This is a genomic window from Pseudomonas sp. W5-01, assembly GCF_046540435.1.
Classification (GTDB): Bacteria; Pseudomonadota; Gammaproteobacteria; order Pseudomonadales; family Pseudomonadaceae; genus Aquipseudomonas; species Aquipseudomonas graminis_B.
The window spans coordinates 585,566-610,110 of record NZ_JAXCIP010000004.1 but is presented as its reverse complement, the minus strand read 5'-3'; the positions used below and the strand labels follow the sequence as shown (position 1 = coordinate 610,110).

Annotated in this window: 23 protein-coding genes and 3 pseudogenes; 10 read left to right on the top strand and 16 right to left on the bottom strand. The window is 59.0% G+C overall.

Annotated elements, in window-relative coordinates; all coding sequences use genetic code 11:
• Nucleotides 1-2: 2 nt before the first annotated feature.
• Entirely contained in the window at nt 3-1,202 is a 1,200-nt protein-coding gene (locus tag SLW75_RS16260; protein WP_410934923.1) for an HD-GYP domain-containing protein, read from the bottom strand.
• Nucleotides 1,203-1,624: 422 nt separating this feature from the next.
• Between SLW75_RS16260 and SLW75_RS16255 the strand changes: the two genes are divergently transcribed.
• Nucleotides 1,625-2,326 carry an OmpA family protein gene (locus tag SLW75_RS16255; protein WP_065991834.1) on the top strand — a complete coding sequence of 234 codons (702 nt, stop codon included), beginning with the start codon at nt 1,625-1,627 and terminating at the stop codon, nt 2,324-2,326.
• Between the two features lie 66 nt (nt 2,327-2,392).
• On the opposite strand, the gene SLW75_RS16250 is transcribed toward SLW75_RS16255, so the two are convergent.
• The 3 genes and pseudogenes from SLW75_RS16250 to SLW75_RS16240 all read right to left on the bottom strand — a co-directional run bounded on the left by SLW75_RS16250 (nt 2,393) and on the right by SLW75_RS16240 (nt 5,924).
• Nucleotides 2,393-3,292, bottom strand: coding sequence for an acyltransferase (locus SLW75_RS16250; protein ID WP_410934922.1), 900 nt, complete (start codon nt 3,290-3,292; stop codon nt 2,393-2,395).
• A gap of 82 nt (nt 3,293-3,374) precedes the next feature.
• Entirely contained in the window at nt 3,375-5,468 is a 2,094-nt protein-coding gene (pta, locus tag SLW75_RS16245) for a phosphate acetyltransferase (protein ID WP_065991837.1), read from the bottom strand.
• A 94-nt stretch (nt 5,469-5,562) separates the two neighbouring features.
• Nucleotides 5,563-5,924 (bottom strand): annotated as a pseudogene (locus SLW75_RS16240) (DUF3565 domain-containing protein).
• Between SLW75_RS16240 and SLW75_RS16235 the strand changes: the two are divergent.
• From SLW75_RS16235 to SLW75_RS16225, 3 genes are all read left to right on the top strand, one after another.
• The gene (locus SLW75_RS16235) at nt 5,893-6,378 is read left to right on the top strand and encodes a peptidylprolyl isomerase (RefSeq protein ID WP_065991842.1); all 486 of its coding nucleotides are present in this window, start codon (nt 5,893-5,895) and stop codon (nt 6,376-6,378) included. The pseudogene SLW75_RS16240 and the gene SLW75_RS16235 sit on opposite strands and share 32 nt — an antisense overlap.
• A 114-nt stretch (nt 6,379-6,492) precedes the next feature.
• Complete coding sequence (locus tag SLW75_RS16230) at nt 6,493-6,975, top strand: glutathione peroxidase (protein WP_065991844.1); 483 nt, start codon at nt 6,493-6,495, stop codon at nt 6,973-6,975.
• A 124-nt stretch (nt 6,976-7,099) separates the two neighbouring features.
• Nucleotides 7,100-8,203: an NADH:flavin oxidoreductase gene (locus tag SLW75_RS16225; protein ID WP_410934921.1), complete on the top strand. Its 1,104-nt coding sequence runs from the start codon at nt 7,100-7,102 to the stop codon at nt 8,201-8,203.
• Between the two features lie 126 nt (nt 8,204-8,329).
• Here the strand turns inward: SLW75_RS16225 and SLW75_RS16220 are convergent, their stop codons facing one another.
• Nucleotides 8,330-9,496, bottom strand: coding sequence for a glycosyltransferase family 4 protein (locus SLW75_RS16220; RefSeq protein ID WP_410934920.1), 1,167 nt, complete (start codon nt 9,494-9,496; stop codon nt 8,330-8,332).
• Nucleotides 9,497-9,665: 169 nt separating this feature from the next.
• Nucleotides 9,666-9,971: a hypothetical protein gene (locus SLW75_RS16215; RefSeq protein WP_410934919.1), complete on the bottom strand. Its 306-nt coding sequence runs from the start codon at nt 9,969-9,971 to the stop codon at nt 9,666-9,668.
• A 204-nt stretch (nt 9,972-10,175) separates the two neighbouring features.
• Here SLW75_RS16215 and SLW75_RS16210 point away from each other — a divergent pair, with 204 nt between their 5' ends.
• On the top strand, nt 10,176-10,808 hold the full coding sequence (locus SLW75_RS16210) for a hypothetical protein (protein WP_410934918.1): 633 nt from the start codon (nt 10,176-10,178) through the stop codon (nt 10,806-10,808).
• A gap of 79 nt (nt 10,809-10,887) precedes the next feature.
• On the opposite strand, the gene cysZ is transcribed toward SLW75_RS16210, so the two are convergent.
• The gene (gene cysZ / locus SLW75_RS16205; protein WP_410934917.1) at nt 10,888-11,643 is read right to left on the bottom strand and encodes a sulfate transporter CysZ; all 756 of its coding nucleotides are present in this window, start codon (nt 11,641-11,643) and stop codon (nt 10,888-10,890) included.
• Nucleotides 11,644-12,027: 384 nt separating this feature from the next.
• On the opposite strand from cysZ, the gene trxB reads away from it, so the two are divergent.
• The gene (gene trxB / locus SLW75_RS16200) at nt 12,028-12,990 is read left to right on the top strand and encodes a thioredoxin-disulfide reductase (RefSeq protein WP_065991852.1); all 963 of its coding nucleotides are present in this window, start codon (nt 12,028-12,030) and stop codon (nt 12,988-12,990) included.
• 85 nt (nt 12,991-13,075) lie between these two features.
• On the opposite strand, the gene SLW75_RS16195 is transcribed toward trxB, so the two are convergent.
• The 7 genes from SLW75_RS16195 to SLW75_RS16165 form a co-directional block, all read right to left on the bottom strand.
• Nucleotides 13,076-13,417 (bottom strand): HopJ type III effector protein, encoded by a 342-nt coding sequence (locus SLW75_RS16195; protein WP_065991855.1) that lies wholly within the window; start codon nt 13,415-13,417, stop codon nt 13,076-13,078.
• Entirely contained in the window at nt 13,410-13,706 is a 297-nt protein-coding gene (locus SLW75_RS16190; protein ID WP_065991857.1) for a DUF1244 domain-containing protein, read from the bottom strand. Before SLW75_RS16190 ends, SLW75_RS16195 begins: the two co-directional genes overlap by 8 nt.
• A gap of 89 nt (nt 13,707-13,795) precedes the next feature.
• Nucleotides 13,796-14,167: a dihydroneopterin triphosphate 2'-epimerase gene (gene folX, locus SLW75_RS16185; RefSeq protein ID WP_065991860.1), complete on the bottom strand. Its 372-nt coding sequence runs from the start codon at nt 14,165-14,167 to the stop codon at nt 13,796-13,798.
• Between the two features lie 3 nt (nt 14,168-14,170).
• Nucleotides 14,171-14,731 (bottom strand): GTP cyclohydrolase I FolE, encoded by a 561-nt coding sequence (gene folE, locus SLW75_RS16180; protein WP_410934916.1) that lies wholly within the window; start codon nt 14,729-14,731, stop codon nt 14,171-14,173.
• Nucleotides 14,732-14,751: 20 nt separating this feature from the next.
• Nucleotides 14,752-15,462 (bottom strand): dihydromonapterin reductase, encoded by a 711-nt coding sequence (gene folM, locus SLW75_RS16175; RefSeq protein ID WP_065991864.1) that lies wholly within the window; start codon nt 15,460-15,462, stop codon nt 14,752-14,754.
• Nucleotides 15,463-15,693: 231 nt separating this feature from the next.
• On the bottom strand, nt 15,694-16,263 hold the full coding sequence (locus tag SLW75_RS16170) for an antibiotic biosynthesis monooxygenase (protein WP_065991866.1): 570 nt from the start codon (nt 16,261-16,263) through the stop codon (nt 15,694-15,696).
• Between the two features lie 187 nt (nt 16,264-16,450).
• A complete protein-coding gene (locus SLW75_RS16165; protein ID WP_065991868.1) occupies nt 16,451-17,056 on the bottom strand; it encodes a hypothetical protein in 606 nt (201 codons plus the stop codon).
• Nucleotides 17,057-17,396: 340 nt separating this feature from the next.
• Here SLW75_RS16165 and SLW75_RS16160 point away from each other — a divergent pair, with 340 nt between their 5' ends.
• The 3 genes and pseudogenes from SLW75_RS16160 (at nt 17,397) to SLW75_RS16150 (ending at nt 19,722) form a co-directional block, all read left to right on the top strand.
• Nucleotides 17,397-17,852, top strand: a complete 456-nt coding sequence (locus SLW75_RS16160) for a flavodoxin (RefSeq protein ID WP_192132606.1) — start codon at nt 17,397-17,399, stop codon at nt 17,850-17,852.
• A 251-nt stretch (nt 17,853-18,103) separates the two neighbouring features.
• Nucleotides 18,104-19,013 (top strand): annotated as a pseudogene (locus tag SLW75_RS16155) (SDR family oxidoreductase).
• A gap of 184 nt (nt 19,014-19,197) precedes the next feature.
• On the top strand, nt 19,198-19,722 hold the full coding sequence (locus SLW75_RS16150) for a hypothetical protein (RefSeq protein ID WP_410934915.1): 525 nt from the start codon (nt 19,198-19,200) through the stop codon (nt 19,720-19,722).
• 52 nt (nt 19,723-19,774) lie between these two features.
• On the opposite strand, the gene SLW75_RS16145 is transcribed toward SLW75_RS16150, so the two are convergent.
• On the bottom strand, nt 19,775-20,173 hold the full coding sequence (locus SLW75_RS16145) for a hypothetical protein (protein WP_410934914.1): 399 nt from the start codon (nt 20,171-20,173) through the stop codon (nt 19,775-19,777).
• A 578-nt stretch (nt 20,174-20,751) separates the two neighbouring features.
• Between SLW75_RS16145 and SLW75_RS16140 the strand changes: the two genes are divergently transcribed.
• Nucleotides 20,752-24,228: a dermonecrotic toxin domain-containing protein gene (locus tag SLW75_RS16140; RefSeq protein WP_410934913.1), complete on the top strand. Its 3,477-nt coding sequence runs from the start codon at nt 20,752-20,754 to the stop codon at nt 24,226-24,228.
• On the opposite strand, the pseudogene SLW75_RS16135 reads toward SLW75_RS16140, so the two are convergent.
• Nucleotides 24,229-24,450, bottom strand: a pseudogene (locus tag SLW75_RS16135) (hypothetical protein); the annotation flags it as partial.
• Nucleotides 24,451-24,545: the final 95 nt, after the last annotated feature.

The window sequence follows — 24,545 nt, the reverse complement described above, 5'->3', positions numbered from 1 at the left end:
ACTCAGGCGGCGGGCTGACCCGCCCACATGCTGACCACGTCCAGAAGGCCCCAGTCTTCAGCCAGTTCGAACTTGAGGATGCCATCGCTTACCGAGGGGCAGGCGAGGTTGATGACGTGCGGCTCGAAGGGCATGCGGGTCCGGGTAGACAGAAAAACCTTCACTTTCGGGTGCAGCAGGGACTTTTCATCCTGCTCGACCACCACGCCCAGACGCTCGCTTTTCAAACGAACCAACGCGCCCACGGGGTAGATACCGACGGTCTTGACGAAGTGCTGGAATACCGTCGCATCGAAGTGGCCTTTCCAGGACGCCATCTCGCGAACCGAATGCGCGGCGTCCCAGCCTTTCTTGTAGGGCCGGTCCGAAGTCACCGCGTCATAGACGTCACAGATAGCACCCATTTTCGCCAGCAGACTGATCTCGTCACTTTTCAGCCCGTGGGGATAACCGCTTCCGTCGATTTTTTCGTGATGATGCAGGCACACGTCCATCACCAGTCGGGTCACCCGCTCGCAGCCCTGGAGGATTTCCAGACCGGCCTGCGGATGGTGCTTCATGACTTCGTATTCTTCGTAGGTGAGGCGATCAGGCTTATTGAGAATGGCCGAGTCGATCATCATTTTGCCGACGTCATGCATCAGCCCGGCGACGCCGGCTTCACGCACATGATCCTCGTCCAGCTCCATCTGCCGCGCGAGCGCAACCATCAATGCGCACACCGCCACCGAGTGCATGTAGGTGTACTCATCGGTCGTCTTCAAGCGCGACAGGCTGATGAGTGCGTGGGGGTGGCGCATCACGGACGTGGCAATTTCCTCCACCAACAGATCGACGTCTTCGGTGTTCATCGCCCGGCCCATCCGGGCATCGCTGAACATGGTCATCACTAGCGCTTTCGCGCGCCCACAAATCAGGCGCGCGCGGGCCAGTTCCATTTCCAGGCTGCACGGCGCAGTTTCGGATGGGTCGGGACACTCAGGGAAGGTCTGTTCGGCTGGCGAGCTGTCGGCAGGGCTTCTGCCAAGATGGGTATCGATCCAGACTTCACGGGTCGACGCCTGAATGTGCCGCAACACCGCGTCGTCGCTGAGTTCGCGTTCGACGTGCGCGGTCCAGAACGGATCGTTGATCCGGGGGCGGCAGAACTCGTGGATGTACATGCCCAGCGTGAGGTCGGAAACGGGGATTTTTCTTAGCATAGAGTCAGCTCTTGCGCGGTTATACAGCGCTGCCTTACCTGAAAGTGAGAGCGATCTTTGTTGAGTGCTTCATCACTGCGCTTTCCAGTACTTGCGCATTGCCAGTATAGGAAAGCGCTGGAAAAATTAAACCCTGTTAATTCTGAGTGCATTAGGGTGGCGCTGCCATAAACGCATCTGCATCAATGATTTATGTAGATTCTGGGCAACCACCAAGGTTCGGATAAGTCAATAAATACGATGAACAGCATGTCAAAAACGCACCTAAATATTTGCTTTTGTGAGTAAAGAAATGCGGCCTCTGGTCGTGCACTGGCGGTTCAGCCCGCGTTAAGGAATTTTTGACGGGGTGCATGCTCTAATTGCCCAAATCGTCGGCCTTTATTTTTGGCCGTAGAAAAGCAAAACAGGAGCTCTCCTTGATGTTGACCTTTCGCCGTTTGATCATTGCTGCCACCGCACTGACCGTGCTTTCCGGATGCGCAACGCAGAACCCATACGACAATCAGGGGCAGGCGCAGAACTCCGGCGGCATGAGCAAGACCGCCAAGTACGGCGGCCTGGGTGCATTGGCCGGCGCCGTCGCCGGTGCTGCCATCGATCACAACAACCGTGGCAAAGGTGCGCTGATTGGCGCTGCCGTAGCAGGCGCGGCATCTGCCGGTTACGGCTACTACGCCGACAAGCAGGAAGCTGCACTGCGCGCCAGCATGGCCAACACCGGCGTTGAAGTTCAACGTCAGGGCGACAACATCAAGCTGGTGATGCCGGGCAACATCACGTTTGCCACTGATTCGTCGGCCATTGCCAGCAGCTTCTACTCGCCACTGAATAACCTGGCCGGTTCGCTGAAGCAGTACAACCAGAACATGATTGAGATCGTCGGCTACACCGACAGCACCGGCAGCCGTCAGCACAACATGGACCTGTCGCAGCAGCGCGCTCAGAGCGTCGCGACCTACCTGACCTCCCAAGGGGTTGATGCGGCTCACCTGTCGGTGCGCGGTGCCGGTCCTGATTCGCCGATCGCCAGCAACGCCGACGTCAACGGTCGCGCCCAGAACCGCCGCGTTGAGGTCAACCTCAAGCCGATTCCTGGCCAGCAATACCAACAGCAGCAATAAACGCGTGACGTGAAACCAAAAACCCCGGCCAGTGAGCCGGGGTTTTTGTTTGTGGTTTATAAGCGTTCAGCCTGGATACCGCTCATGCATCTGCGCGAGCAACGCGTCCTTGTCTTCCCACAGCCGATTGATCCACTGCTGAAACTCCAGGCGGTAGGCATCGTCCTGGTCGTAGCTTTTGCCAATGAACTGCGGCGGGATCTGCACCTCTTCGAAATGCGCGACCACTTCGCGCACGTTGCCGCAGAGCAAGTCCCAATACCCTGGCCGACCGGCCGGGTAATGAATGGTCACGTTGACGATGGATTCCAGCTGCTCGCCCATGGCGTCCAGCACAAAAGCGATGCCGCCTGCCTTGGGCTTCAACAGGTAACGGAATGGCGAGTTCTGCTGTGCGTGCTTGGCTTCGGTGAAGCGCGTGCCCTCGACGAAGTTGAAAATGCCCACCGGATTGTTGCGAAACTTCGCACAGGTGCGGCGGGTGGTGGCGAGGTCCTTGCCTTTCTTTTCCGGGTGCTTGGCCAGATAAGCCTTGCTGTAGCGCTTCATGAACGGAAAGCCCAGCGCCCACCAGGCGAGGCCAATCACCGGCACCCAGATCAGCTCCTGCTTGAGGAAGAACTTGAGCGGGCGGATGCGCCGGTTGAGCACGTACTGCAGCACCATGATGTCAACCCAGCTCTGGTGATTGCTCGTCACCAGGTACGAGTGCTGATAGTCCAGCCTGTCCAGCCCACTCAGGTGCCAGCGGGTGTGACCGATCACGTCCATCCAGACGTTGTTATTGCTGATCCACGCTTCGTGGATGTGGCTCATCAGCCAGTCGGTCACCTTTTGTGCGGCCGGGAAGGGCAGGCATAGCTTGAAGATGGCAACGACGAACAGCGGCGTGCAGCAGAAAATCGTGTTGAGCGCCAACAGCAACGAGGCGATGACGCCGCGCAAAGGGGCGGGCAGGAAATCCATGTGAATCGAACTCCGGGGGGGCAGTCGGCCGCCGGTGGGTCCCGGCGGGGTTATTGTGGGCAAGCGATATTGCAGCGCAATGTTATTGCGGCAACGTGGCCGCCTGAATCGCCGTCAGTGCAATGGTATAGACGATGTCGTCGACCTGAGCGCCGCGCGGCAGATCATTGACCGGCTTGCGCAGGCCTTGCAGCATCGGGCCGAGGCTTACGCAATCCGCACTGCGCTGCACCGCTTTGTACGTCGTGTTGCCGGTGTTCAGGTCCGGAAACACGAATACATTGGCGCGACCCGCCACCGGGCTGTCCGGCGCCAGTTGCCGAGCGACGTGCTCGTTGGCGGCGGCATCGTATTGCAAAGGCCCGTCGATCAACAAACCACGCTGGGTCTCGCGCGCCAGTTGCGTGGCCTCTCGTACCTTTTCCACTTCTTCGCCGCTGGCGGAATTGCCGCTGGAGTAGCTGATCATCGCCACCCGCGGTGACAGGCCGAACGCCACGGCCGAATCCGCGCTCTGCACGGCGATCTCCGCCAGCTCGGTGGCGGTCGGGTGCGGGTTCATGATGCAGTCGCCGTACACCAGCACCTGCTCCGGAAACAGCATGAAAAACACCGATGAAACGAGGGTGCAGCCTGGCGCCGTCTTGATCAGCTGCAAGGCAGGCCGAATGGTGTTGGCGGTCGAATGGATCACCCCCGACACCAGCCCGTCTACTTCGTCGAGGGCCAGCATCATGGTGCCGATCACCACCGGATCCTCCAGTTGCTGCTCGGCCATCGGCGCATTGAGGTTTTTGCTGCGGCGCAGATCCACCATCGGCCCGACATAGCGCTCGCGGATCTGATCCGGATCGAGAATCTCCAACCCCGGCGGCAGTTCGATGCCATGGGCTCGCGCGACGGCGTTCACTTCTTCGGGCTTGGCCAGCAGCACGCAGCGGGCAATGCCGCGGGCCTGACAAATGGCCGCCGCTTGCACGGTCAATGGCTCTGCGCCTTCGGGCAGCACAATACGTTTGTTTGCTGCCTGGGCGCGCTGGATCAGTTGATAGCGGAACACTGCGGGCGACAGGCGCATCTCACGCGGCGTGCCGCAGCGCTGATGCAGCCAGTTGGCATCGAGGTGGCTGGCGACGAAATCGGTGATGATCTCGGCGCGTTCGCGGTCATCGATGGGGATTTCCTTGTTCAGCTGATTGAGCTGCGTCGCGGTCTCGTAGGAACCGGTGCTCACCGACAGGACCGGCAACCCGGCCTGCAGTGCGCCTCGGCACAGGTCCATGATGCGCGGATCGGGCAGGGTGTCGCTGGTCAGCAGCAGTCCGGCCAACGGCACGCCGTTCAGCGTCGCCAGGCTCACGGCCAGAATGATGTCATCACGATCCCCCGGTGTGACCACCAGCACGCCCGGCTTGAGCAGTTGCAGCGTGTTGAGCACCGTGCGGGCGCAGATGATGATCTTCGACATGCGCCGCTGTTCGTAATCGCCGGCGTTGATCACTTGCGCACCGAGCAGGTCGGCGACGTCACGGGTGCGCGGTGCGTTCAGGTCTGCCTGAAACGGAATGCAGCCGAGCAGGCGGAAATCACCGCTGCGCAGCAGTGGCGAGTGCTCCTTGAGCCGTGCCGAGAAGGCTTCCATGCTCTCGTCGGTGCGGACCTTGTTGAGGATCACACCGAGCACCTTCGGATCTTTCGGGCCGCCGAACATCTGCGCCTGCAGCTCCACGCGGCCGGAAAGCTCGGTCAGCACTTCGTTTTCCGGGGCCGATACGAGAATGACTTCCGCGTCCAGCGCCTTGGCCATGTGCAGGTTGACCCGCGCCGCGTAGCTGGCGCTGCGTGTCGGGACCATGCCTTCTACGATCAGCACGTCGCGGCCAATCGAGGCCTCTTGATACAGCTGGATGATTTCTTCCAGCAGCTCGTCGAGCTGGCCTTCGCCGAGCATGCGCTCGACGTGGCTCAACCCCAATGGCTTGGGCGGCTTGAGGCCGTGGGTGCGGGCGATCAGTTCAGTCGAGCGTTCGGGGCCCACGTCCCCGGGATGAGGCTGAGCGATCGGCTTGAAAAAACCAACCTTGAGCCCGGCACGCTCCAGGGTGCGCACCAGCCCCAGGCTGATGGACGTCAGGCCCACACCAAAATCTGTGGGCGCGATAAAGAAAGTCTGCATGCGGGCTTCTCGAAAATGAGCAGTGCAAGGGTCATGGCGCTATGAATTCAGCCATCGGACCGGATAAACCAGGACGCTGTTCAGTCGCAGCGTCTCAAGGGGGGCCAAGGTTATCGTTATCTGACCCCGACGCGCACCAGCCGCAGTGAAAGGACTGGCCGATTGTTGCCTGGCGCTGCGCCGGATCAAGCACCCAGGACCGGGATTGCCAAGGCGGGTCGTGGCGCAAATGCTGGGTGTGACCGCAGGACAGTTCAACCACCCAATGACCGTCCTCGTCCTGAACAAAGCCGGTAATGATTGAGTGGGGGGAGGGAGCTTTAGGGGATTCCAATCGGGGCCGTCCGTCTGAGTTGCGTTCGCTTTCGCGCGACTGCTTGGTTAGACTTGGCCGCTCATATCTATTTGCAAAAGGTCTCGCCCCATGCCGATCGCCGCCAACAAGGCTGTCTCCATCGACTATACCCTGACCAATGACGCTGGTGAGGTCATCGACAGTTCTGCCGGCGGCGCGCCGCTGGTTTACCTGCAAGGTGCAGGCAATATCATCCCGGGTCTGGAAAAGGCACTGGATGGCAAGGAAGTCGGCGACGAACTGAAAGTGGCCATCGAGCCTGAAGATGCGTACGGCGAATACTCCGCCGAACTGGTCAGCACCCTGAACCGCAGCATGTTCGAAGGTGTCGACGAACTGGAAGTCGGCATGCAGTTCCATGCCTCCGCTCCGGACGGCCAGATGCAGATCGTGACCATCCGTGATCTGGACGGCGACGACGTCACCGTCGACGGCAACCACCCACTGGCCGGTCAGCGCTTGAACTTCGATGTGAAGATCGTCGACATCCGCGATGCCAGCGAAGAAGAAGTGGCCCACGGTCACGTGCACGGCGAAGGTGGTCATCACCACTGATTGTCCTGCTAAGCTGAGTGAGCTGGCCAGGCGTCCTCGCGGTCTTGTGAAAACATTTGTTTTTGCAGTCTGACAGGGCGCCTTTTTCGGCCAAGGGTTTCTAGGGGAGTCGTCATGAGTGTATTTCACGAGCTGAAATTGAAGGCTCTGGATGGCCAGGAGCTACCCCTCGCGCCGCTCAAGGGCAAAGTGGTTCTGGTGGTCAACGTCGCGTCAAAATGTGGCCTGACGCCTCAATACGCCGGGCTGGAAACCCTGTACCAGAAGTACAAGGATCAAGGCTTCAGCGTTCTCGGGTTGCCGTGCAATCAGTTCGCTGGTCAGGAGCCCGGCACCCAGGAAGAGATTCAGGCGTTCTGTTCGCTGAACTACGGCGTGACCTTTCCGCTGGGCGACAAGCTCGACGTCAACGGACCGCACCGGCATCGGCTGTACCAGATGCTCGCAGGCGAAGGCGCCGAGTTTCCCGGGGACATCACTTGGAATTTCGAGAAGTTTCTCGTCGGCAAGGATGGCCGCGTTCTGGCACGCTTCTCCCCAAGTACGCTTCCGGATGACGCCAAGGTGGTGAGCGCGATCGAGAAGGCGCTGCCCTAGTATTTCGCTTTGCTGCGCTTCTTCTGAGCCTTAATCACTCCAGTCAATAGTGCTTCGTATCCCCTGCGCTTCGGCTCATTCTGTATGACCTTCATCATATTTCCAGAATGCCGAGGACGCCTGCATGCCTGCTCAAGCCTTGTTCAAACCCTTCCATATGGGCAGCCTCGAGTTGCCGACGCGCATCGTCATGGCGCCGATGACCCGCTCGTTTTCACCCGGCGGCGTACCCAATTCCAACGTCATCGAGTACTACCGTCGTCGTGCGTCTGCGGGCGTTGGTTTGATCATCACCGAAGGCACCACGGTCGGGCACAAGGCTTCAAATGGCCACCCCAACGTGCCGCAGTTCTTCGGCGACGCGGCGCTGGAGGGGTGGCGCAAAGTGGTGGAAGCGGTTCATGCAGAAGGCGGCAAGATTGTGCCGCAACTCTGGCACGTGGGCGCTGTGCGTCGGCTGGGCACTGAGCCGGATGGCACGGTGCCGGCCTATGGCCCGACCGAGAAGCTCAAGGACGGCAACGTTGTCGTTCATGGCATGAGCAAGCAAGACATCGACGAGGTCATCGCGGCGTTCGCCCAGGCGGCGAAAGACGCCAAGGCCATCGGCATGGACGGCGTCGAGATCCATGGCGCCCATGGCTATCTGGTCGATCAGTTCTTCTGGGAAGGCACCAATCAGCGCACCGACGAGTACGGCGGAGACCTCGCGCACCGCTCACGCTTTGCCATCGAACTGATCCAGGCCGTACGAGCAGCAGTGGGCCCGGATTATCCGATCATCTTTCGTTACTCGCAGTGGAAACAGCAGGATTACAGCGCACGGCTGGTGCAAACGGTGGAAGAGCTCGACGCGTTCCTCAAGCCCCTTTCCGACGCAGGCGTCGACATTTTCCACTGCTCGACACGGCGTTTCTGGGAGCCTGAGTTCGAAGGCTCCGACCTGAACCTGGCCGGATGGACGCGCAAGCTCACCGGTAAACCTACCATCACGGTGGGCAGTGTCGGACTGGACGGCGAGTTTCTGCAGTTCATGGTCAACACCGACAAAGTCGCTCAGCCCGCGAGCCTGGAAAACCTGCTCAAGCGTCTGGGTGACGAGGAGTTCGATCTCGTCGCAGTCGGCCGTGCGCTGCTGGTCGACCCGGACTGGGCCATGAAAGTGAAGGAAGGCCGCGAGCATGACATCTTGCCGTTCAGCCGCGAAGCCCTAGGCCGATTGGAGTGAAGGAAAGGGACTAGTGAAGGAAAGAGGTGCAAGAAAAGCAAGAAAAGGGACTGATTTATTTACAGCGCTTCACCGTAAATTAATCTGTCCCTGACTGCACCCATCGCGGAGTCGCTACTGTCCCGTTCACACCCCCAAAACAACCCCATCCCGCGTCTCGCTCGCAGCGCGCAAATAAGTCTCGAATGAGTCGATAATCCCGGCCCATCCCTGACGACTCGCGTGTTGCCGGGCATTCAGCCTGACCCGACGCAAGGTTTCTTCATCTTCCAGCATCCAGCGTGCGGCGTCGATGAACCCTTCCTCATCCCCGGGCATCGCCACCGCGCCATTGTGGCCGTGGCGAATATGCTGGGCCGCTGCGGCTTCGTCATAGGCGACCACCCCCAGCCCTGACGCCAACGCTTCCAGCACGACGTTGCCGAAGGTTTCAGTCAGGCTCGGGAACAGAAACAGATCACTCGACGCATAGTGCGCCGCCAGCGCATCACCGCGCTGGGTGCCGCAGAAGATGGCGTTCGGGAGCTGACGTTGCAGCGTCGGCCTGACCGGCCCGTCGCCGACAATCACCAGGCGCAGGTTTTTCTCGGGATAGGTGCTCACCAGTCCGTCAAAGGTGATTTTCAGCAGCCCCAGGTTTTTCTCCGCCGCCAGCCGTCCCACATGCAGGACTGCCGTATCACCCGGTTCAAGGCCCCAGCTTTCACGTAGCGCACTCGAACGCTTCGACGGGTGAAACAACTGGCAATCAACGCCCCGGGACAGCAACTCCAATCGCTCGAAGCCTCGGCGTTCGAGTTCGGTTTTCTGCGTGAAACTGGGCACCAGGGTGGCGTTGGAGCGGTTGTGAAACCAGCGCAGGTAGGTCGTCAGCAGGCGCGTGACGAAGCTCAGCCCGTACTGCCGGGTGTATTGCTGGAAGTTGGTGTGAAAACCGCTGACGATGGCAATCCCCAGTCGCCGTGCGGCACGCAGCGCCGACAGCCCCAACGGGCCTTCCGTGGCGATATACAGCACGTCCGGACGATTGCGCTGCCATCGACGCAGGAGTTTGTGCATCGACGACTGCCCCCACTGCAACCCGGGATACCCCGGAATCGGCCAGCCACGGCACAACATCAAATCCTCCCCGGCCGCGCGCAGCTCGTCCTCGCTTTGCCGTGGCCGAATCACCTCAACCCGATGCCCCCGCAGGCGCAGACCGTCGCACAAACGGCTGAGCGTGTTGGCCACGCCGTTTATTTCCGGGGCATAGGTTTCGGTGATCAGGGTAATGCGCAGGGATTTACTCATGACATCAGTTTCTGAGGGAGTCGTTGCGCTTGTGTGGCGGTTCGGTGATGGAATTGTGACTGCAAATGACTGGCCGGGATTTGAAATTGGCATCACTCGAACCTGACCGATTTAAGAGCGACATACGACCCGGTCAGGTTCGAATAAGACTGCGGTGACACGGGACGCGTCAGCCACCAACAGCGAAGGGCACAAGCCTCGACTCGCCGGTGCGTTCAAGGGCAGCCGGTTCTGGCACGTAATGGGTCTGCACCGGGTTCAGGCTGGTCAGTTGCAGGTGCGAACGGGGTTCTGCGGGCCTGGCAAGGTTCGCGGATTCAGCTTTGAGGGTGTTCGAAACGAACGGCTGAGTCGCCTGCGCCAGTGCCTGCATGAACGCAGGGGCATGGGGTTCCGGCTTCTTCTGTCGGTCCATTACAAAGGACGCAGGACTGACAGTGGTTTTGATCAGGGTGTTCAGTGGGGTTGAATCCATGGGCATATAACTCCTGCTGATGAACACGCCGGGCGATCGAACGCGGCGGCAAATGCTCTCCCGGAGTGGGCATGCCCATGGTTAAACAGGAAGGCTGTGGGACGTGGCGAATACTGTCGTAGGAATCGTCCTGATTTTCTCAAGGTTGATTAAAAGAGTGTTTCCGCCTTTAGCATGCGTCGCCTCACTTCTGGAGGAAACACTGTGTCCGAGCAATTCAACGCGCCACCTGCTGCCGATTTGACGGCTTTGCCTACAAGCGGCCCGCCGTTTTATACCGTGTCGCTGGTCAAGCTAACGGTGATGATGTTCATCACTTGCGGGTTGTATGGGCTCTACTGGTATTACAAAAACTGGTCGCGGTACAAAGCGTATTCGGCGAAACCGATCTGGCCGGTCCCGCGCGCCATTTTCGGACTGATTTATATGCCGTTCATGTTTGGCAAGGTTGACGCTTTGCTGAAAGAGAAAGGGCAGCGGGGGATGCCTTATTGGGGCACGCTTGCGGCAGGTATGATTCTTCTGGCACTCGCCCCGTCACTTGTTGTGTTCGTCCACAACATCGCAACAGGTCCGAAAGGCGTCGCTTCGGCAGGCCTTGGGCTTATCCCGCTAGGGATATCCGTCATTTCGACGTTCGCACAGTTCCTGATCATGCTCAGAGTGCAGTCGTTCATTAACCAGCTGAACCGCGACGCCGAGGGTAACTGCAAGTGTGGTTCTACCTTCGGTGAAGGTGTATGGGCGATGCTGGGCTTAATGTGCTGGGTCGTTGTGATAATCATCGTTGTCATGATTGAAGCTATCAGAATGTATTTTTCCAGCCGTGGCCTTTAGCCGGATAAGCGAGTGGCTACACTGATAGAACCCCTGCGTCTCACGCAAAAAAGGCCTCAATCGAGGCCTTTTCTCTGCATCAGTGGATGCGCTCCGCCAGCGTCTCCGCACCACGCTCCCTCACCCAGAACAACGTCGCCCCGGCCACCGCCGCCGGCATCATCAGGATGTTGACCACCGGTATCAGCAGCACCAGATAAACAATCCCACCGAAACTCATGCTTTGCCACCGTTTGGCACGCAGCCAGGCGAGCATGTCTTGCCAGCTCATTTTGTGGTTATCGGCGGGGTAGTCGATGTATTGGATAGCCATCATCCACACGCCGAACATCAGCCACAGCGGCGCGGCGACAAGGTTCACCACGGGGATCCACGAAAGGATGAACAGGCCAATGGCGCGGGGCAGGAAGTAGCCCAGTTTGCGCATTTCCCGGCTCAGGGTGCGCGGCACCATTTCCACCAGCTCACCCCAGCTGAAGGCAGGAAAATCGTCCGTCCCGCGCAACACCACTTCCACCTTCTCGGCGAGAAATCCATTGAACGGCGCGGCGATGATGTTGGCGATCATGGTGAAGGTGAAGAACACCATCAGCGCCACAAGCACCACGAACAAAGGCCACAGTATGTAGTTGAGAAAGCTGAGCCAGCCGGGGAGGGTCGGCATGAAGGAGTCAACCCAGAGCCTGAATTCGTGGCCGGCGAAGTAGATCATGGCGCTGAACAGCACCAGATTGATCGCCAGCGGCAGCAGGACGAACAGGCGCAGGCCAGGACTAAGGACCAGTTTCAGGCCTTCGCGCAGGTATTGAGGGCCAGACAGGACGGGTGCAGGCATGTGTGCCTCCAGGCAGTGATATCGCGCCGACCTTACCGGCTTTGCGACGGGGGCGGAAGCGCCGCTGCAGGTGCGACATTCGCTGAAACAATCGTGCAGCGATAAAGTCTATGCAGGACTGCATGTGCAAAGCGGAGGACGCACATAGGGCTGGCCTATGAGCTGGATTGTGAAACGATATTTCCTTAATCTTCTCCGCCCCGATAAGCTTGCGGCCAACTTTTACCGCTGCTGTGTCCCGAGTGGCAGCTTCTCGTTTTCAGGATCGGCGGGCGCCCCGTGTAGCCACAGGCCCCGTCAGTCCCAACCCTCTCAACCGGTACGCCGGTTCAGACCCAGTGACTCCGACCACGCGTAACGATGGCCGGTCAATAGGAGTGTGTCATGTCTGATGTACGTCATTCGCGAGTGATTATTCTTGGCTCCGGCCCTGCCGGCTACAGCGCTGCAGTCTATGCCGCGCGCGCCAACCTCAAGCCGTTGCTGATCACCGGGATGCAGGCGGGCGGTCAATTGACCACCACCACCGAAGTCGACAACTGGCCGGGCGACCCCCATGGCCTGACCGGCCCGGCCTTGATGGAGCGTATGCGTGAACACGCCGAGCGTTTCGAGACCGAGATTGTGTTCGATCACATCAATGCAGTGGATCTGGCGGGCAAACCGTTCAGCCTGAAAGGGGACAACGCCACTTACACCTGCGACGCGCTGATCATCGCCACCGGCGCCAGCGCCCGTTATCTGGGTCTGCCGTCCGAAGAAGCGTTCATGGGCAAAGGTGTGTCGGCCTGCGCGACCTGCGATGGTTTCTTCTATCGCAACAAGCCGGTCGCCGTGGTCGGCGGCGGCAACACGGCCGTCGAGGAAGCCCTGTACTTGGCCAACATCGCCAGCAAGGTCACCCTGGTTCACCGTCGCGATACCTTCCGCGCCGAGAAGATCCTGATCGACAAACTGCATGCACGTGTTGCCGAGGGCAAGATCGAGCTCAAACTCAACGCCACTTTGGACGAAGTGCTGGGCGACAACATGGGCGTGACCGGTGCGCGCTTGAAGAACAATGACGGCACCCATTCCGAAGTGACCGTCGACGGCGTATTCATCGCCATCGGCCATACGCCGAATACCAGCTTGTTTGACGGTCAGTTGGCGTTGAAAGACGGCTACATGGTCGTTCAAGGCGGTCGCGAAGGTAATGCGACAGCCACCAGCGTTGACGGTGTTTTCGCGGCCGGCGACGTGGCGGATCATGTTTACCGTCAGGCAATCACCTCGGCTGGCGCAGGCTGCATGGCGGCACTGGACGTCGAGCGCTACCTGGACGGCCTGGCGAACGTGTCGTTCTGACCTGACCTCCAGTTGCAAAAAAACCGGCTCATTGAGCCGGTTTTTTTATGTCGGGCAGACGGCCCCATCAGCGTCGAGTGCGCGGTCAGGCCTTGGGCTTGAGCGGCTCGGCCGAGAACTTCACACCGGCCAGCCCGTTGGCAATCAGCGCGCGGATATTGCCGTGGTCGGAACCGTCCGGTGTATCGAGCACAGAACGGTAGTGCTCGCCAAAAGCCAGAAGTGCTTCTTCATCGCTCAGGCCTTCCAGCAGCGCCAGGCCGAGGGTCTTGCACGAACCTTCGTTCTGGCCAGCGGCGTTTTCCACCGGGCCGTTGCTGAACGCCTGAGGCTGATAGTCGTAATGCGCGGCGATGAAGGCCAGGGTGTCTGCGAACAGATGATTGCCGCTGGCGAGGCTGGCGCGCAGGCCGGGCAGGTCAGTCATGCTTGGGTTCCTTGGCGAACGCAGCTTGCTGCTCGGTGCTGGCTTCTTTCTGGTACGTGGATTTCCACTCGCTGTACGGCATGCCGTAAACCACTTCGCGGGCGTCATCGAGCGTGATGTCGATGTGCTTCTCGTCGGCCTCGGCCTTGTACCACTTGGACAGACAGTTGCGACAGAAACCGGCGAGGTTCATCAGGTCGATGTTCTGCACGTCCTTGCGGCTGTCCAGGTGCGCAACCAGACGGCGGAAAGCGGCGGCTTCGAGTTCAAGACGTTGTTGCTCGGTCATGGTGTGCTCTGTGGGAAGTAAAGATGGGCGGATGATAAGAGTGGCAGGCAGGCCGGGCAAGCGTGGGCCTTCACCGGCGAGCGAAGGACTCAGCGGGCTGCCGCCAGAGTGATCGACACCGACTCGGCGAAACGCAGCGCGTGGGGCTTGTCCACTTCGACTTCGGCGTATTGCACCGCCTCATGGGTCATCACCAGGTCGAGCACTTCCTGGGTCAGGCGCTCAAGCAGTGCAAAGCGGTTGCTTTCCACGTGCTGGATGATGGCCTTGGTGATGGTCCGGTAGTTCAGCGCGTGATCAATGTCGTTGTCGCGCACCGCTTCCTGCGCCGCGTACAGGATCGTCAGGTTGATCAACACGTCCTGCTTGTTGAGAATTTCGGCTTCGTTGATGCCGATAAAAGTACGCAGGCACAGGTCTTTGACCCTGATGCGTGCGGTGCCGGGTTCGAGTCTTGCCATGGACTACTTGCTCCGTCCGATCAATTGCAGAAATTCCATGCGGGTCGTGGTCGACTCGCGGAAGGCGCCGAGCATCACCGAGGTGTTCATGGTCGAGTTCTGTTTTTCAACGCCGCGCATCATCATGCACATGTGCTGAGCCTCGATCACCACGGCCACGCCTGCGGCCTTGGTCACGTCTTGAATCGCATCGGCGATCTGCCGCGTGAGGTTTTCCTGAATCTGCAGGCGCCGCGCGAACATATCGACGATGCGCGCGATTTTCGACAGGCCAAGGACTTTCCCGGTGGGGATATACGCGACGTGGGCCTTGCCAATGAAGGGCAGCAGGTGATGCTCGCACAGCGAATACAGTTCGATGTCTTTGACGATCACCATCTCGTCGCTCGCGGAGGCAAACAACGCGCCGTTGACGATCTCTTCCAGTGTCTGCTCGTAGCCATGACACAGGTACTGCATGGCTTTGGCCGCGCGCTTGGGCGTATCCAGCAGGCCTTCTCGTTCAGGATCTTCACCCAGTCCGACGAGGATTTCACGGTAATGCTGTGGCAGTGACAGGGTCATCAATGGTTCCTCGGGGCGGCTTACTTGACGTGCCGTCCGCCGTTTACGGTCAGAGTGGTGCCGGTGACGTAGGGGTTATCCAGCAGATAGCGCAGGCTCTGGTAAATCACCTCGGCGCCGGGTTCGATCCCCAGTGCCGATTTTTCCAGCGTGCGCGCGCGGTATGCCGCATCGTCGTCGGGTTGAAACATCAGCATGGCCGGGGCAATGCCGTTGACCTTGATATGGGGCGCGTATCGGGCTGCGAAGGACAGGGTCAGGTTTTCCAGCCCCGCCTTGCTGGCGCTGTAAGCGATGTGCTTGCTGCTGCCCTTGCGGGTAACATCGTCGCTGATGTGAATAATGTCGGCCGTCTCCGAGCGCCGCAACAGCTCGGCGCAGTGCAGATTGATGAGATAAGGCGTCAGCATGTGGACGTTGAACATTTGCATGAAAACATCCGCCTCGTCCCCCGGCGTTTCGGCCAGCCAGTCGGACGCGTTGTGCACGATGGCCCTCAGGCTGTCGGTCTGCTCTTTGAGCCGGGCGATGAAGTCCAGCACGCTCGTCTCCGACGAAAAATCAGCCTGAAGTATCACCGCGCCCAGCGCCTTCAAGCGTTGCACGCCCGGCCGCTCACTGCGGTAGGTGATGATCACCGGCTGGCCTTCCGCCAACAGACGCTCGGCGCAATGCAGGCCGACGCGCTGGCTGGCGCCAGTGATCAAGACAGGGGCAGGGGAGCAGGCCATGGTCGTCACGCATTCATCAACGGGGGAGAGAGGTCGGGCGAGTCGGTGCTGAATGGCGAACAGTGGATGCTCGCGTGCACCATCGAAAACGACCGTGGGGCAAAGTTACCCCAACGGTCGGTTCTTGTACAACACCGACAGGGCTGTACATGTTTTTGAAGCGGCGCCACGCCGGGCCACTGCATCGCAGGTCGGCGGCGTCCAGATCGGGAAAGCGTTTGTCGCTGAGCGCTATCGGGTAGATGCCGGCTCTGTTCCGCTGACCTGAGCAGGCACGTTGCTGTGCAGCCACCCCGCCAGAAGATGGGTCGAGAGCGGAATGAACCAGAACACCATCAGCGGCGTGAGGATCAACGTGCTGATCATGATGCGCGGGAATAGCTCCAGCTGACCGAGCAGTGGCCCCAGCACAAAGTTGAAGATCAGCGACACCGGAAAGAACGCCAGCCAGATGGCAACGGCTTGCTTCCAGCGCGGCGGACGCTGACCAGCGGCGCCGAACCAGCCATCGATACCGCTCACCCGGTGCACAGAATTCTTGGCAAACAAACCACTGCCGCGCACCAACCAGGAGCGTCGGGAGGCAGAATGCTCCCAGGCGTGCATGGTGGCTTCATCGGCGAAGCGGAAAATAATCTGGAATTCGTCATCCCCGGGCGGAGGAGCGAGCACACCTGACCCTAGATAGCCGGGGAAGTCTGTAGCGAGTTGTTCGCCTTCATGCAGCCAGGCAATAAGCTCTTGATAGCGGCCATGGGCGACGCGACGGGCAACCATCAGCGTGACGGGTGAGGTAGACATTGTGTATCTCCGATAAACAAGTGAACTTCCCGGGTAGGGAAATCACATGACAGGTCGCCGGGGTGGTGGCGATGCGTCAGCTTCACTGGGAAAAGCAAGCAAGGATTATTCCTGAAACCTGCGATAAAGCCAGAGGTGTTTGTCGGACGGAAGAGGGTGCCGGGAGGGATCGCCTGATCAGGCAATCCTAGAGGTGCATCGAGGGGTGAATCTTGCGGTGTTCCTGAAGGATGTACTGACGCAGACGTTCAGTGTCTTCTTTACTGTTCTGGCTCAACCGATACGCCGCAAGACCATGATGGTTCAGGCGTTCGAAGTTGCCACGCAAGGCGATGGGCGCATAGCCCTGAGGCGTGAACCACGCGGCGAATGACTTCGGCGGTTTGGTCTGCTTGCGCATCTCCAGCAGGATGCCTTTGAACGAGATTTCATGAACCCAGAGTGCGGTGAGCGAGCCCTTTGCGGTCTCCAGCGGAATCGGCTCAGGCAGGATCAGACGCCATGGGCGAATGCGCGGGCCTTCCTCGAAGATGCTTGGCGCACCCAGCTCCAGATGCAGCGCGTGAAACTCGTCTTCGACAAGATGCAGCGGGAAGGTCATTTGCTGATTATCAAACTGGGCCTGAATCGTGACTTGCTCATGGGCAGCGAGACGGGTCAGCAGATCTTGAATCTGCACGCCGCCGTTAACCACCAGACTGCTGGATTTGTCTCGCAAATTCAGCGTGGGGTTGTGCTGCATGTTCTGGATAAACTCCAGTTCATCCGGCGTGAGGATATTGTCGCGCTGCATGGCCAAGCTCGATTAACCGGTTATTGAGAGAGCAGACAGATGGTTCGCATGTTGGTTGCGACCGTTCGTCAGTTGCAGGATGTTACTCTTTCAGGATTTTCATCTCTAGCCGAGCGTGTGCCCGTTGATCACTTAACTTGAGGCTTTTCACTCGGCGTGCTGTGGATCAGCGGCGACGATCTGAACGTGAACTGCTTGAGAGTATAGGACAGGAGATGACCGACATCGTTGAAAACCATTTGCATCAGCGGTGCTCTGATCACCTGGCGCTCCTATCAGGCATCATCGCGCCGCGCTGGGGCATAATGCCGCACGATTTTACCCGTCACAGGATTAACCCATGAAAGTCGCGATTATTGCGGGCTCGGTGTATGGCTCGGCTGAAGAGGTCGCTCGCCACGCCCAACAGATCATCAAGGATGCAGGGCACGAGGTGCTGTTCAATCCGCGCGCTGCCCTTGCCGATCTGCAGGCCTTTGCACCCCAGGCTCTGCTGGCAGTGAGCTCCACCACCGGAATGGGCGAGCTGCCGGACAACATTCAGCCGCTCTATCACCAGATCCGTGACGTACTGCCTGCTGGATGGCGAGGGCTGCCTGGCGGCGTCATCGCCCTGGGCGACGCGAGTTATGGCGACACGTTTTGTGCAGGCGGCGAGTTGATGCGCGAGCTGTTCGGCGAACTGGGGATCCGCGAGGTGCAGGAAATGCTGCGACTCGATGCCAGCGAAACCGTGACCCCGGAAAGCGATGCCGAGCCGTGGCTGGCGGAGTTCATTGGCCGGCTTGATAGCTGAATAGCTGAATGGCGCGCCCATGCCCCGTCTCCGCCGAGGCATGACAGAGCCATGCCCCGTCTCCGCCGAGGCATGACAGAGCCATCCCCCGGCGTTATCGACCACCATTCAGCGTGTCCCCTGTTGATTGTGACCCGGCGCCGAGTCGTTGACACTCGATGACCATCACGCCCGCGTCTGCTGCCCTTCATGGCTCCTGATGAGTCAGGGGCCGTGGGCGCAGCGCCGGCTTCATCATCGTGGAGAGCAGCATGAGCGAGTCCGTACGTTTCGAAGACAAAGTGGTAATCGTCACCGGTGCGGGCGGCGGGTTGGGAAGAGCCCACGCATTGTTGTTCGCGAAACACGGCGCGCGGGTGATCGTCAACGACCTCGGCGGTTCGGCCCATGGCGAAGGGGCCAATGCCTCGGCGGCGGATCGGGTAGTCGCGGAAATCCGTGAAGCGGGCGGCGAAGCGGTTGCCAATCATGATTCGGTCACCGACGGCGACAAGATCGTCCAGAACGCTCTCGATGCCTTCGGCCGCGTCGACGTCGTGGTCAACAACGCCGGTATTCTGCGCGACAAAAGCTTCGCCAAAATGGAAGACGCCGACTGGGACCTGGTTTACCGCGTCCACGTCGAAGGCGCCTACAAAGTCACCCGCGCAGCTTGGCCCCATCTCCGGGATCAGGGCTACGGCCGCATCATCTTCACCTCGTCCACTTCCGGCATTTACGGCAACTTCGGTCAGGCCAACTACGGCATGGCCAAGCTCGGCCTATATGGTTTGACGCGCACGCTCGCGGTTGAAGGGCGCAAGAACAACATCCTCGTCAACGCCATCGCCCCCACCGGCGGCACACGCATGAACCGAAGGCCTGATCCCAGCCAGCGTGTTCGAGCTGCTCAAGCCTGAACTGGTCAGCCCACTCGTGGTGTACCTGGGCAGCGAGCAGTGTCAGGACAGCGCCGGCCTGTATGAAGTAGGCGGCGGCTGGATCGGCAAGGTCCGCTGGGAGCGCAGCCTGGGCGCCGGATTCGACCCGCACGCAGGCTTTTCGCCGGAAGACGTCGCGGCGCAATGGCAAACCATCAGTGGCTTCAGCGATGCGGTGCATCCTGCTGACAACGTCGAAGCGCTCAAGGAAATGATGGCCAATCTGCAGAGATTTGCCTGATCAGGCTTTGATCAATAAGCGGCCAGTTCGGCGATCGAACTGGCCGTTTTTGTAGGAAGGTTATTTGCCGCGACGTAGGAACGGTCTCTGAATGAGGCAATGATTCCGTCTTCACTTTTTCAGCCTAAACCCCGCCCCCAGTCGCCCGACATGCCTGAGGATCAACCGATTTTCAGGAGGTTTTATGATTGGCAATTTGAGTAAGGTGCAAGAGCGGCTGAGGGTATACAGCGCTGTCCCGGACAAGCAATTTAACGTGCGCTCCGGCCTCAACCCTCAAGAGGAAGCGGTGAAGCAGAAAGTACGTCAGTACTGGGCGGACAAGAGCATTCCTGATGTTAAAAAGCTGGAGGGCTTGAACATCAATCTGGCTGGATTTGATCCGCGCAAGACCAGTAACAGGCAACTGATGGAAATCGGCGTTTTACTGGCCGAGCAGGGAATTATTGATGGGGACCTTATTGGCTCTATGTCTAGCATCAATGTCGAGTTCGATGCGCTGGGAAACGAGATTAATATGGATAAGGAGGTCAATGCGTATGAGTTCTTCAGCCAGCAATTCGACCGACTGCAGGACTCTATCAAGCAAGGCAATGAAATGGGGAGAGGCGCCGTGGTGGATCTGAAGACCGCGGTTTCTGTGCTGATGGCACTGGAGGAACATGCAAAGCGTCCTCGCGAGCGCTCATTGGTGAACATTCGTGCCTGAAAGATGTGGGTGCGGCCTGGGGCACAGCCAGTGTGTCCCAGGCCTTCAGCTGTTACATCGGGACGACGTAGCTTCCGGAGTAGCTGGTTGACTTGGAACTTTGTCGATTATCGATCACCAGCCGGAATGTGCCAGCACCGAACAAGCCTGATGGATCGTACATTGGTCTAGTTATCGAAGACCAACTGCCACCTTGAAGCTGTTGGACGAACACAGGAACTTGCCCTGAAGCGCCTGTCACGTTGAAGTGATGGGACGTCGTCCCGCAGGTCACCGTGTACGGTCCGTAGATCACCCGTTCCTCATTTGGGTTTACGGTGCCGGCCGGAATAGCGCCTGAAATCTTGGTGCAGAAATTCATCGTGCTTGCAGCAGGTTGCGCTGCAGTTACACCAGCAAGCGACGCCAGGCTTGCCGCCAGGATCAGTGAAGTCATTTTTTTCTTGAACATGTTAGAGCTCCATTAGCCATTTATTGTTGGGTATCGTCGCGCGGTGTCTCCACCTCGCCGATGACTAATGTTTAAACAGAACGTTGCGTAGGAATGTCGCTAGACATGCTGTGGGATTTTTCTGAGCTTTGTTTTTGAGCGGAAGGATGGACCCTCAAGCATAAAAGGCTTCCGGAAATCGTTACTGACCCCAAAGCAAAAAAAGCCGCTGCAATCGCAGCGGCCAAATAAGACGTTGAATCCAGGAGCTTCAAAACACAACGTCGGTGACGACGATTGAGCTCCCCCTTCCTTTGCCACGGTTGGCAGAGGGTGAGGGACTGCTCGGATGGCGCGAAGGTTAAGGGGTTTGCTGTAAGCGAAAAAGCGCAGTTTGTGACAAGCAGTGTTACCGCCGCAGCAACAGTAGGAAGGCACCACAAACAGGCGATGTTCAACTTTATTTCCTGCACAACGGGTCGGCGCCTGTCGCTCATCTCAATCAATAGTTATTCCATCGTTCTGCGACTCAGCGGGTTAGATGACAGCTCATTTGGACTGTTCACGTTTTTCACACTTTGGCTGGATGCCTGGGTGGCGTGGATGGTTATCCTGGAGCTGTAAAGATGACTCATCGTTCTGTTGAAAACAGTGCCCGCCAGAATGCGGGCTCCCTGCTCGATCATGCAAAAAGCGAAGGCGAGCTGTCGGCGTCGATCGTCGAGCAACTGCGCCAAGCCCCCACCTTGCAGGAGGCAGCGAGGCAGTTGCTGGTCGACGCCCTTGCTCGAAGCACCCGGTTTCCAAACCCTGACGCGCTGTTCATTCACAGGAAAAACACCGGCGGGTTTCATCCGGAGCCGCTTGCGCTGACTCAGGCGCTGCTGCACGCCTTTATCGGGGACCGTGCGTACCTCGACGATAAACAGGCCGTCGTGTCCACCCGTCGAGATTCTGCTCATCCTGCTCACGCCTTGCCGGGCTGGGACATCGAAGCCATCAGGACGCTGTTTCCGAGCCTGCTGAGCAAGCTGCCGGGTTTCTTCAAGTTCAGTCTCGACGAGTACTGGACCTTCGAGGAGCAGACCTTCACGCCCATTCCCGGCGAGGACGCTGTGACGGGTACGCGCGATGTTGTGCTGGAGAAGCTGCAGTCCTGGGTTTTTCACCATGCCATCCAGTTGGCCGTCGGCGAACGTGAGCTGGACGGGGCGGACCGGACTCGGCTGCGACAGGTGGTTGACGATGTTGATTGCAAAGGTCGTTATGCCGTGTCGTTGCGCACATCGGAAGGCGCTGCGCTTCCGCTGATCGGCGCTTTTGTGGCAACCGCTGAAAATACCGACAGCTCGTCCCTGGCTGCCGATGGAAACAGCTCACCCGTGTTCCTCATGACCCCGGCGGGCGGGGTGGAAAAGTTCGCCACGCTTGGGGCGATGGAGGCTTCTCTGTATCACCGCCTTGGCGAAGAGGACTCACGCGAACTCTTGGTGGGTTACCTCTCGCTCGAACACCAGTTGCTGATCGCCGAGGCCGCCCCGGGCTCGGTGCAGCTGAGTTACTCGCTGCTGAACGATACGCCCGCTGCGCGCTTTATCGCGAGCTTGCAAGAGAAGCAGATCAACGACTTCGATCACCTCAGTGCCCAGGCATCGCTGAGCGGTGGCGACTCGCAGGCACTGCTGCGGATGTTCGACGACGTCAGCCGCCTGGATGATCTGGAGCAGGCCCTGAATGTTCGCTATCTGGCTCTGCTGGCATTCGTGCAGGAGCGCAGCCTGCCGGATTGGCTCACGTCCGCCCCTGCTGCTGACCGTCAGCGCTATGACGCGCTCGCGCAAGAGCAGGCGCGTTGTGAGGAGGGTGTGCAGGCGCAACTGGCTGGCACCGAAACGGCTGAAATCTATGCGCGTCGAGAAATTGCCGCCTACCTCATGAAGCACTTGGGCTATACGTTCGATCCTTCCAGCCTGAGGATCAATCTACCGGATGAAATGTCCTTCTCTGATGAGCCGCTGAGAACCGTTTACACGAATACATTGCTTGGCTTTGCCCTCGAAGGCATGCCCGAGGTCGAGCTTCGCCTGGGGCCGAGTATTGAGATTGACCCCGCGTACTCCCATCTGCGCCTGAATTTCGATTTTGTCTGCCGTTTGGTGCGAGACCTCGATTTGAAGCGGCGCTACGGGCTCGAGTTGGAGCGCCGCTACCGCGAGCAGGACACCCTGAAAGCCCTGAGTGCCTTGCGCGCGAGCGATATCGCATTGAGTGCCTGCGCGGCAACGCTGCAAGGGCATCTGTCGGAACGCGGCCAGGCGCTGATTGAGCGCGTGCAGGCCAATCTAGGCAGAGACAGCACGTTGAAAATCGGAGCCTTGTACCTCAAGGGCGGCAACCGGAGGCTCGAGGATGTGGTTGTTCTGCGTGAGATCCGCGGCAAGGATGAATTCTACGTGCTTTATGCGCCCGGCCACCCGAGCCGCCGCGATCTGCTCGATTTCTCCACATGGCGTGAATTGTCGTTTGAAATCCGCAGTTGGCTGGCGACCCCACAGGGCGCGCAGTACTTGCTGGATCAAACGGTCGTCAACCCGGATCATCACGTCGTCCCTTATATCGCGAGAGTTCAGTTGGTGCCCTCGGAGTGGACTGCCGACAGCGTGCAGTTCATCTCCATCAATGGCTCCTTCCTTACGGACGCGCTGTCGGGCCTGAGCTATTACAAGATCGAGCAGATTCTGGCGCGGGATCCGAGTGTGTCCAGTGCGCGGATGCAGCACGTTACCGATCAGCAGCGGACCGCGCAGGTGTTGCTGGACTACCGGATTGAGGCACTGAATGCCGCTTACGACAAATTCGGCATCACGCCTTGGCGTGAAGCGGCCCGGCGTGAATGCGAACGCTTGATCACTGCGCACTTGAGGGCCTCCGGCATACCGGGAAGTATCGACCCGGATACCGTGTTCTGCGATCTGGAGAACGCAACGGCTGAGGGCCAGCCCGATTTTGGCCGCTATACCACGCTCAAATGCCTGACAGATCTGTTCATGGTGGGTTACTCGGAGGAAGAGTACGCCTTTCACCCCGCCGCCACGTTGCACTCATCCATCGGCCAGGACCTTTCCGCACTTTCCGGCGCAATCGTTGACAGCATGATCCGCGGCTCAAATTACGCGGATGAGTACCTGACGCAGCTGCGCCGACATACCTGGAGCATTTCCAATTCCCCGCCCAAGACGATCGTCGCCTTGTTCTCCCGCAAGACTCATTACCAGATGCGCCGTGACGCGCTGGACGAATATGTCGCCGGGCGCCTTGCGCTCGATCAGTACAACTGGCTCGTACGGATGATTGCAGGGCTGGATGGCAGCATTGTCGGGAATACGGTGGAGACTCCGGGAACGTTTCATCGATTGGTGATGGAGCACAAGACACTTGTCGATATCTACCTCTTCAAACCGGACGCCACCCACGCCCGCTTTGGGACGCTGGCCTACACGCCTGACGCGCCTGATGGTCATCTGTTTCGTCAGGAGGACGACATTGTTCGCTCGGTGTCGCGCCCTGGCATGAACCGGTATTACTACGACCGCGCGAACTTCAGGGCTCAGGGCACCATCGGCCCATTGCTGCAAAAACTTGAACAGTCCCCCATGGTGAGGAACACATTCTACAAGGTCGCTCACTCAGTGCCGTCGGTCAGGAACTTCGAAGATCTGCACGACTTCATCGTTACCCACTTGATGGTGGACATTGATGCTCAGACCGAGAGTGTCAACGAGCGGCGCTTGCTCAAGACGTACAACTTTGTTCGCAAATACGGCGGCTATGTTGCAAATCTGAACCCGAAAACCAAAGCGGTGTGGACAGCCCTGCACGCGACGGTCGATCTGTTTCGGGGCATCTACGCCTACCAGGACGGCAACCATGAACGCGCGAAACGCTACTTCATCGATGCTGCGAAGGGCGCCTACAAAACCGCCAAGCAAGTCCGCAAGATCCGTAAGGCGGAGAAATTGAAGCGCCTTGGCAAGACGTCAAAGCCGTCGTCGGTTGGGCTGCCGCAGTTCCGATGATCAATGCAGCGCACCCATTCCGGGGAGCTGAACCAGACGTTGAGTGAGTCGCACCCGTTGAACCGGGTCATCACTCAACATCAACGCATGCTCCAGGTCGAAACGTTCGGCCTGGGGGCAGTCCAGGTGCTGGTACAGGCTGGCACGGGCGAGGTAATCGCTGGTGCTGGCCTGGCCCAGTACTATCACTCGATTGGCGCTCTTGACTGAGGCAAGCCCATCAGCAATCGCAGCAGCGCAAACCAAACGTTGATTCAGGCGCTAACAATACAGCGTTGAGTGACTGCTTCAGCCATTAAGAAAAATCAGTCATTCAT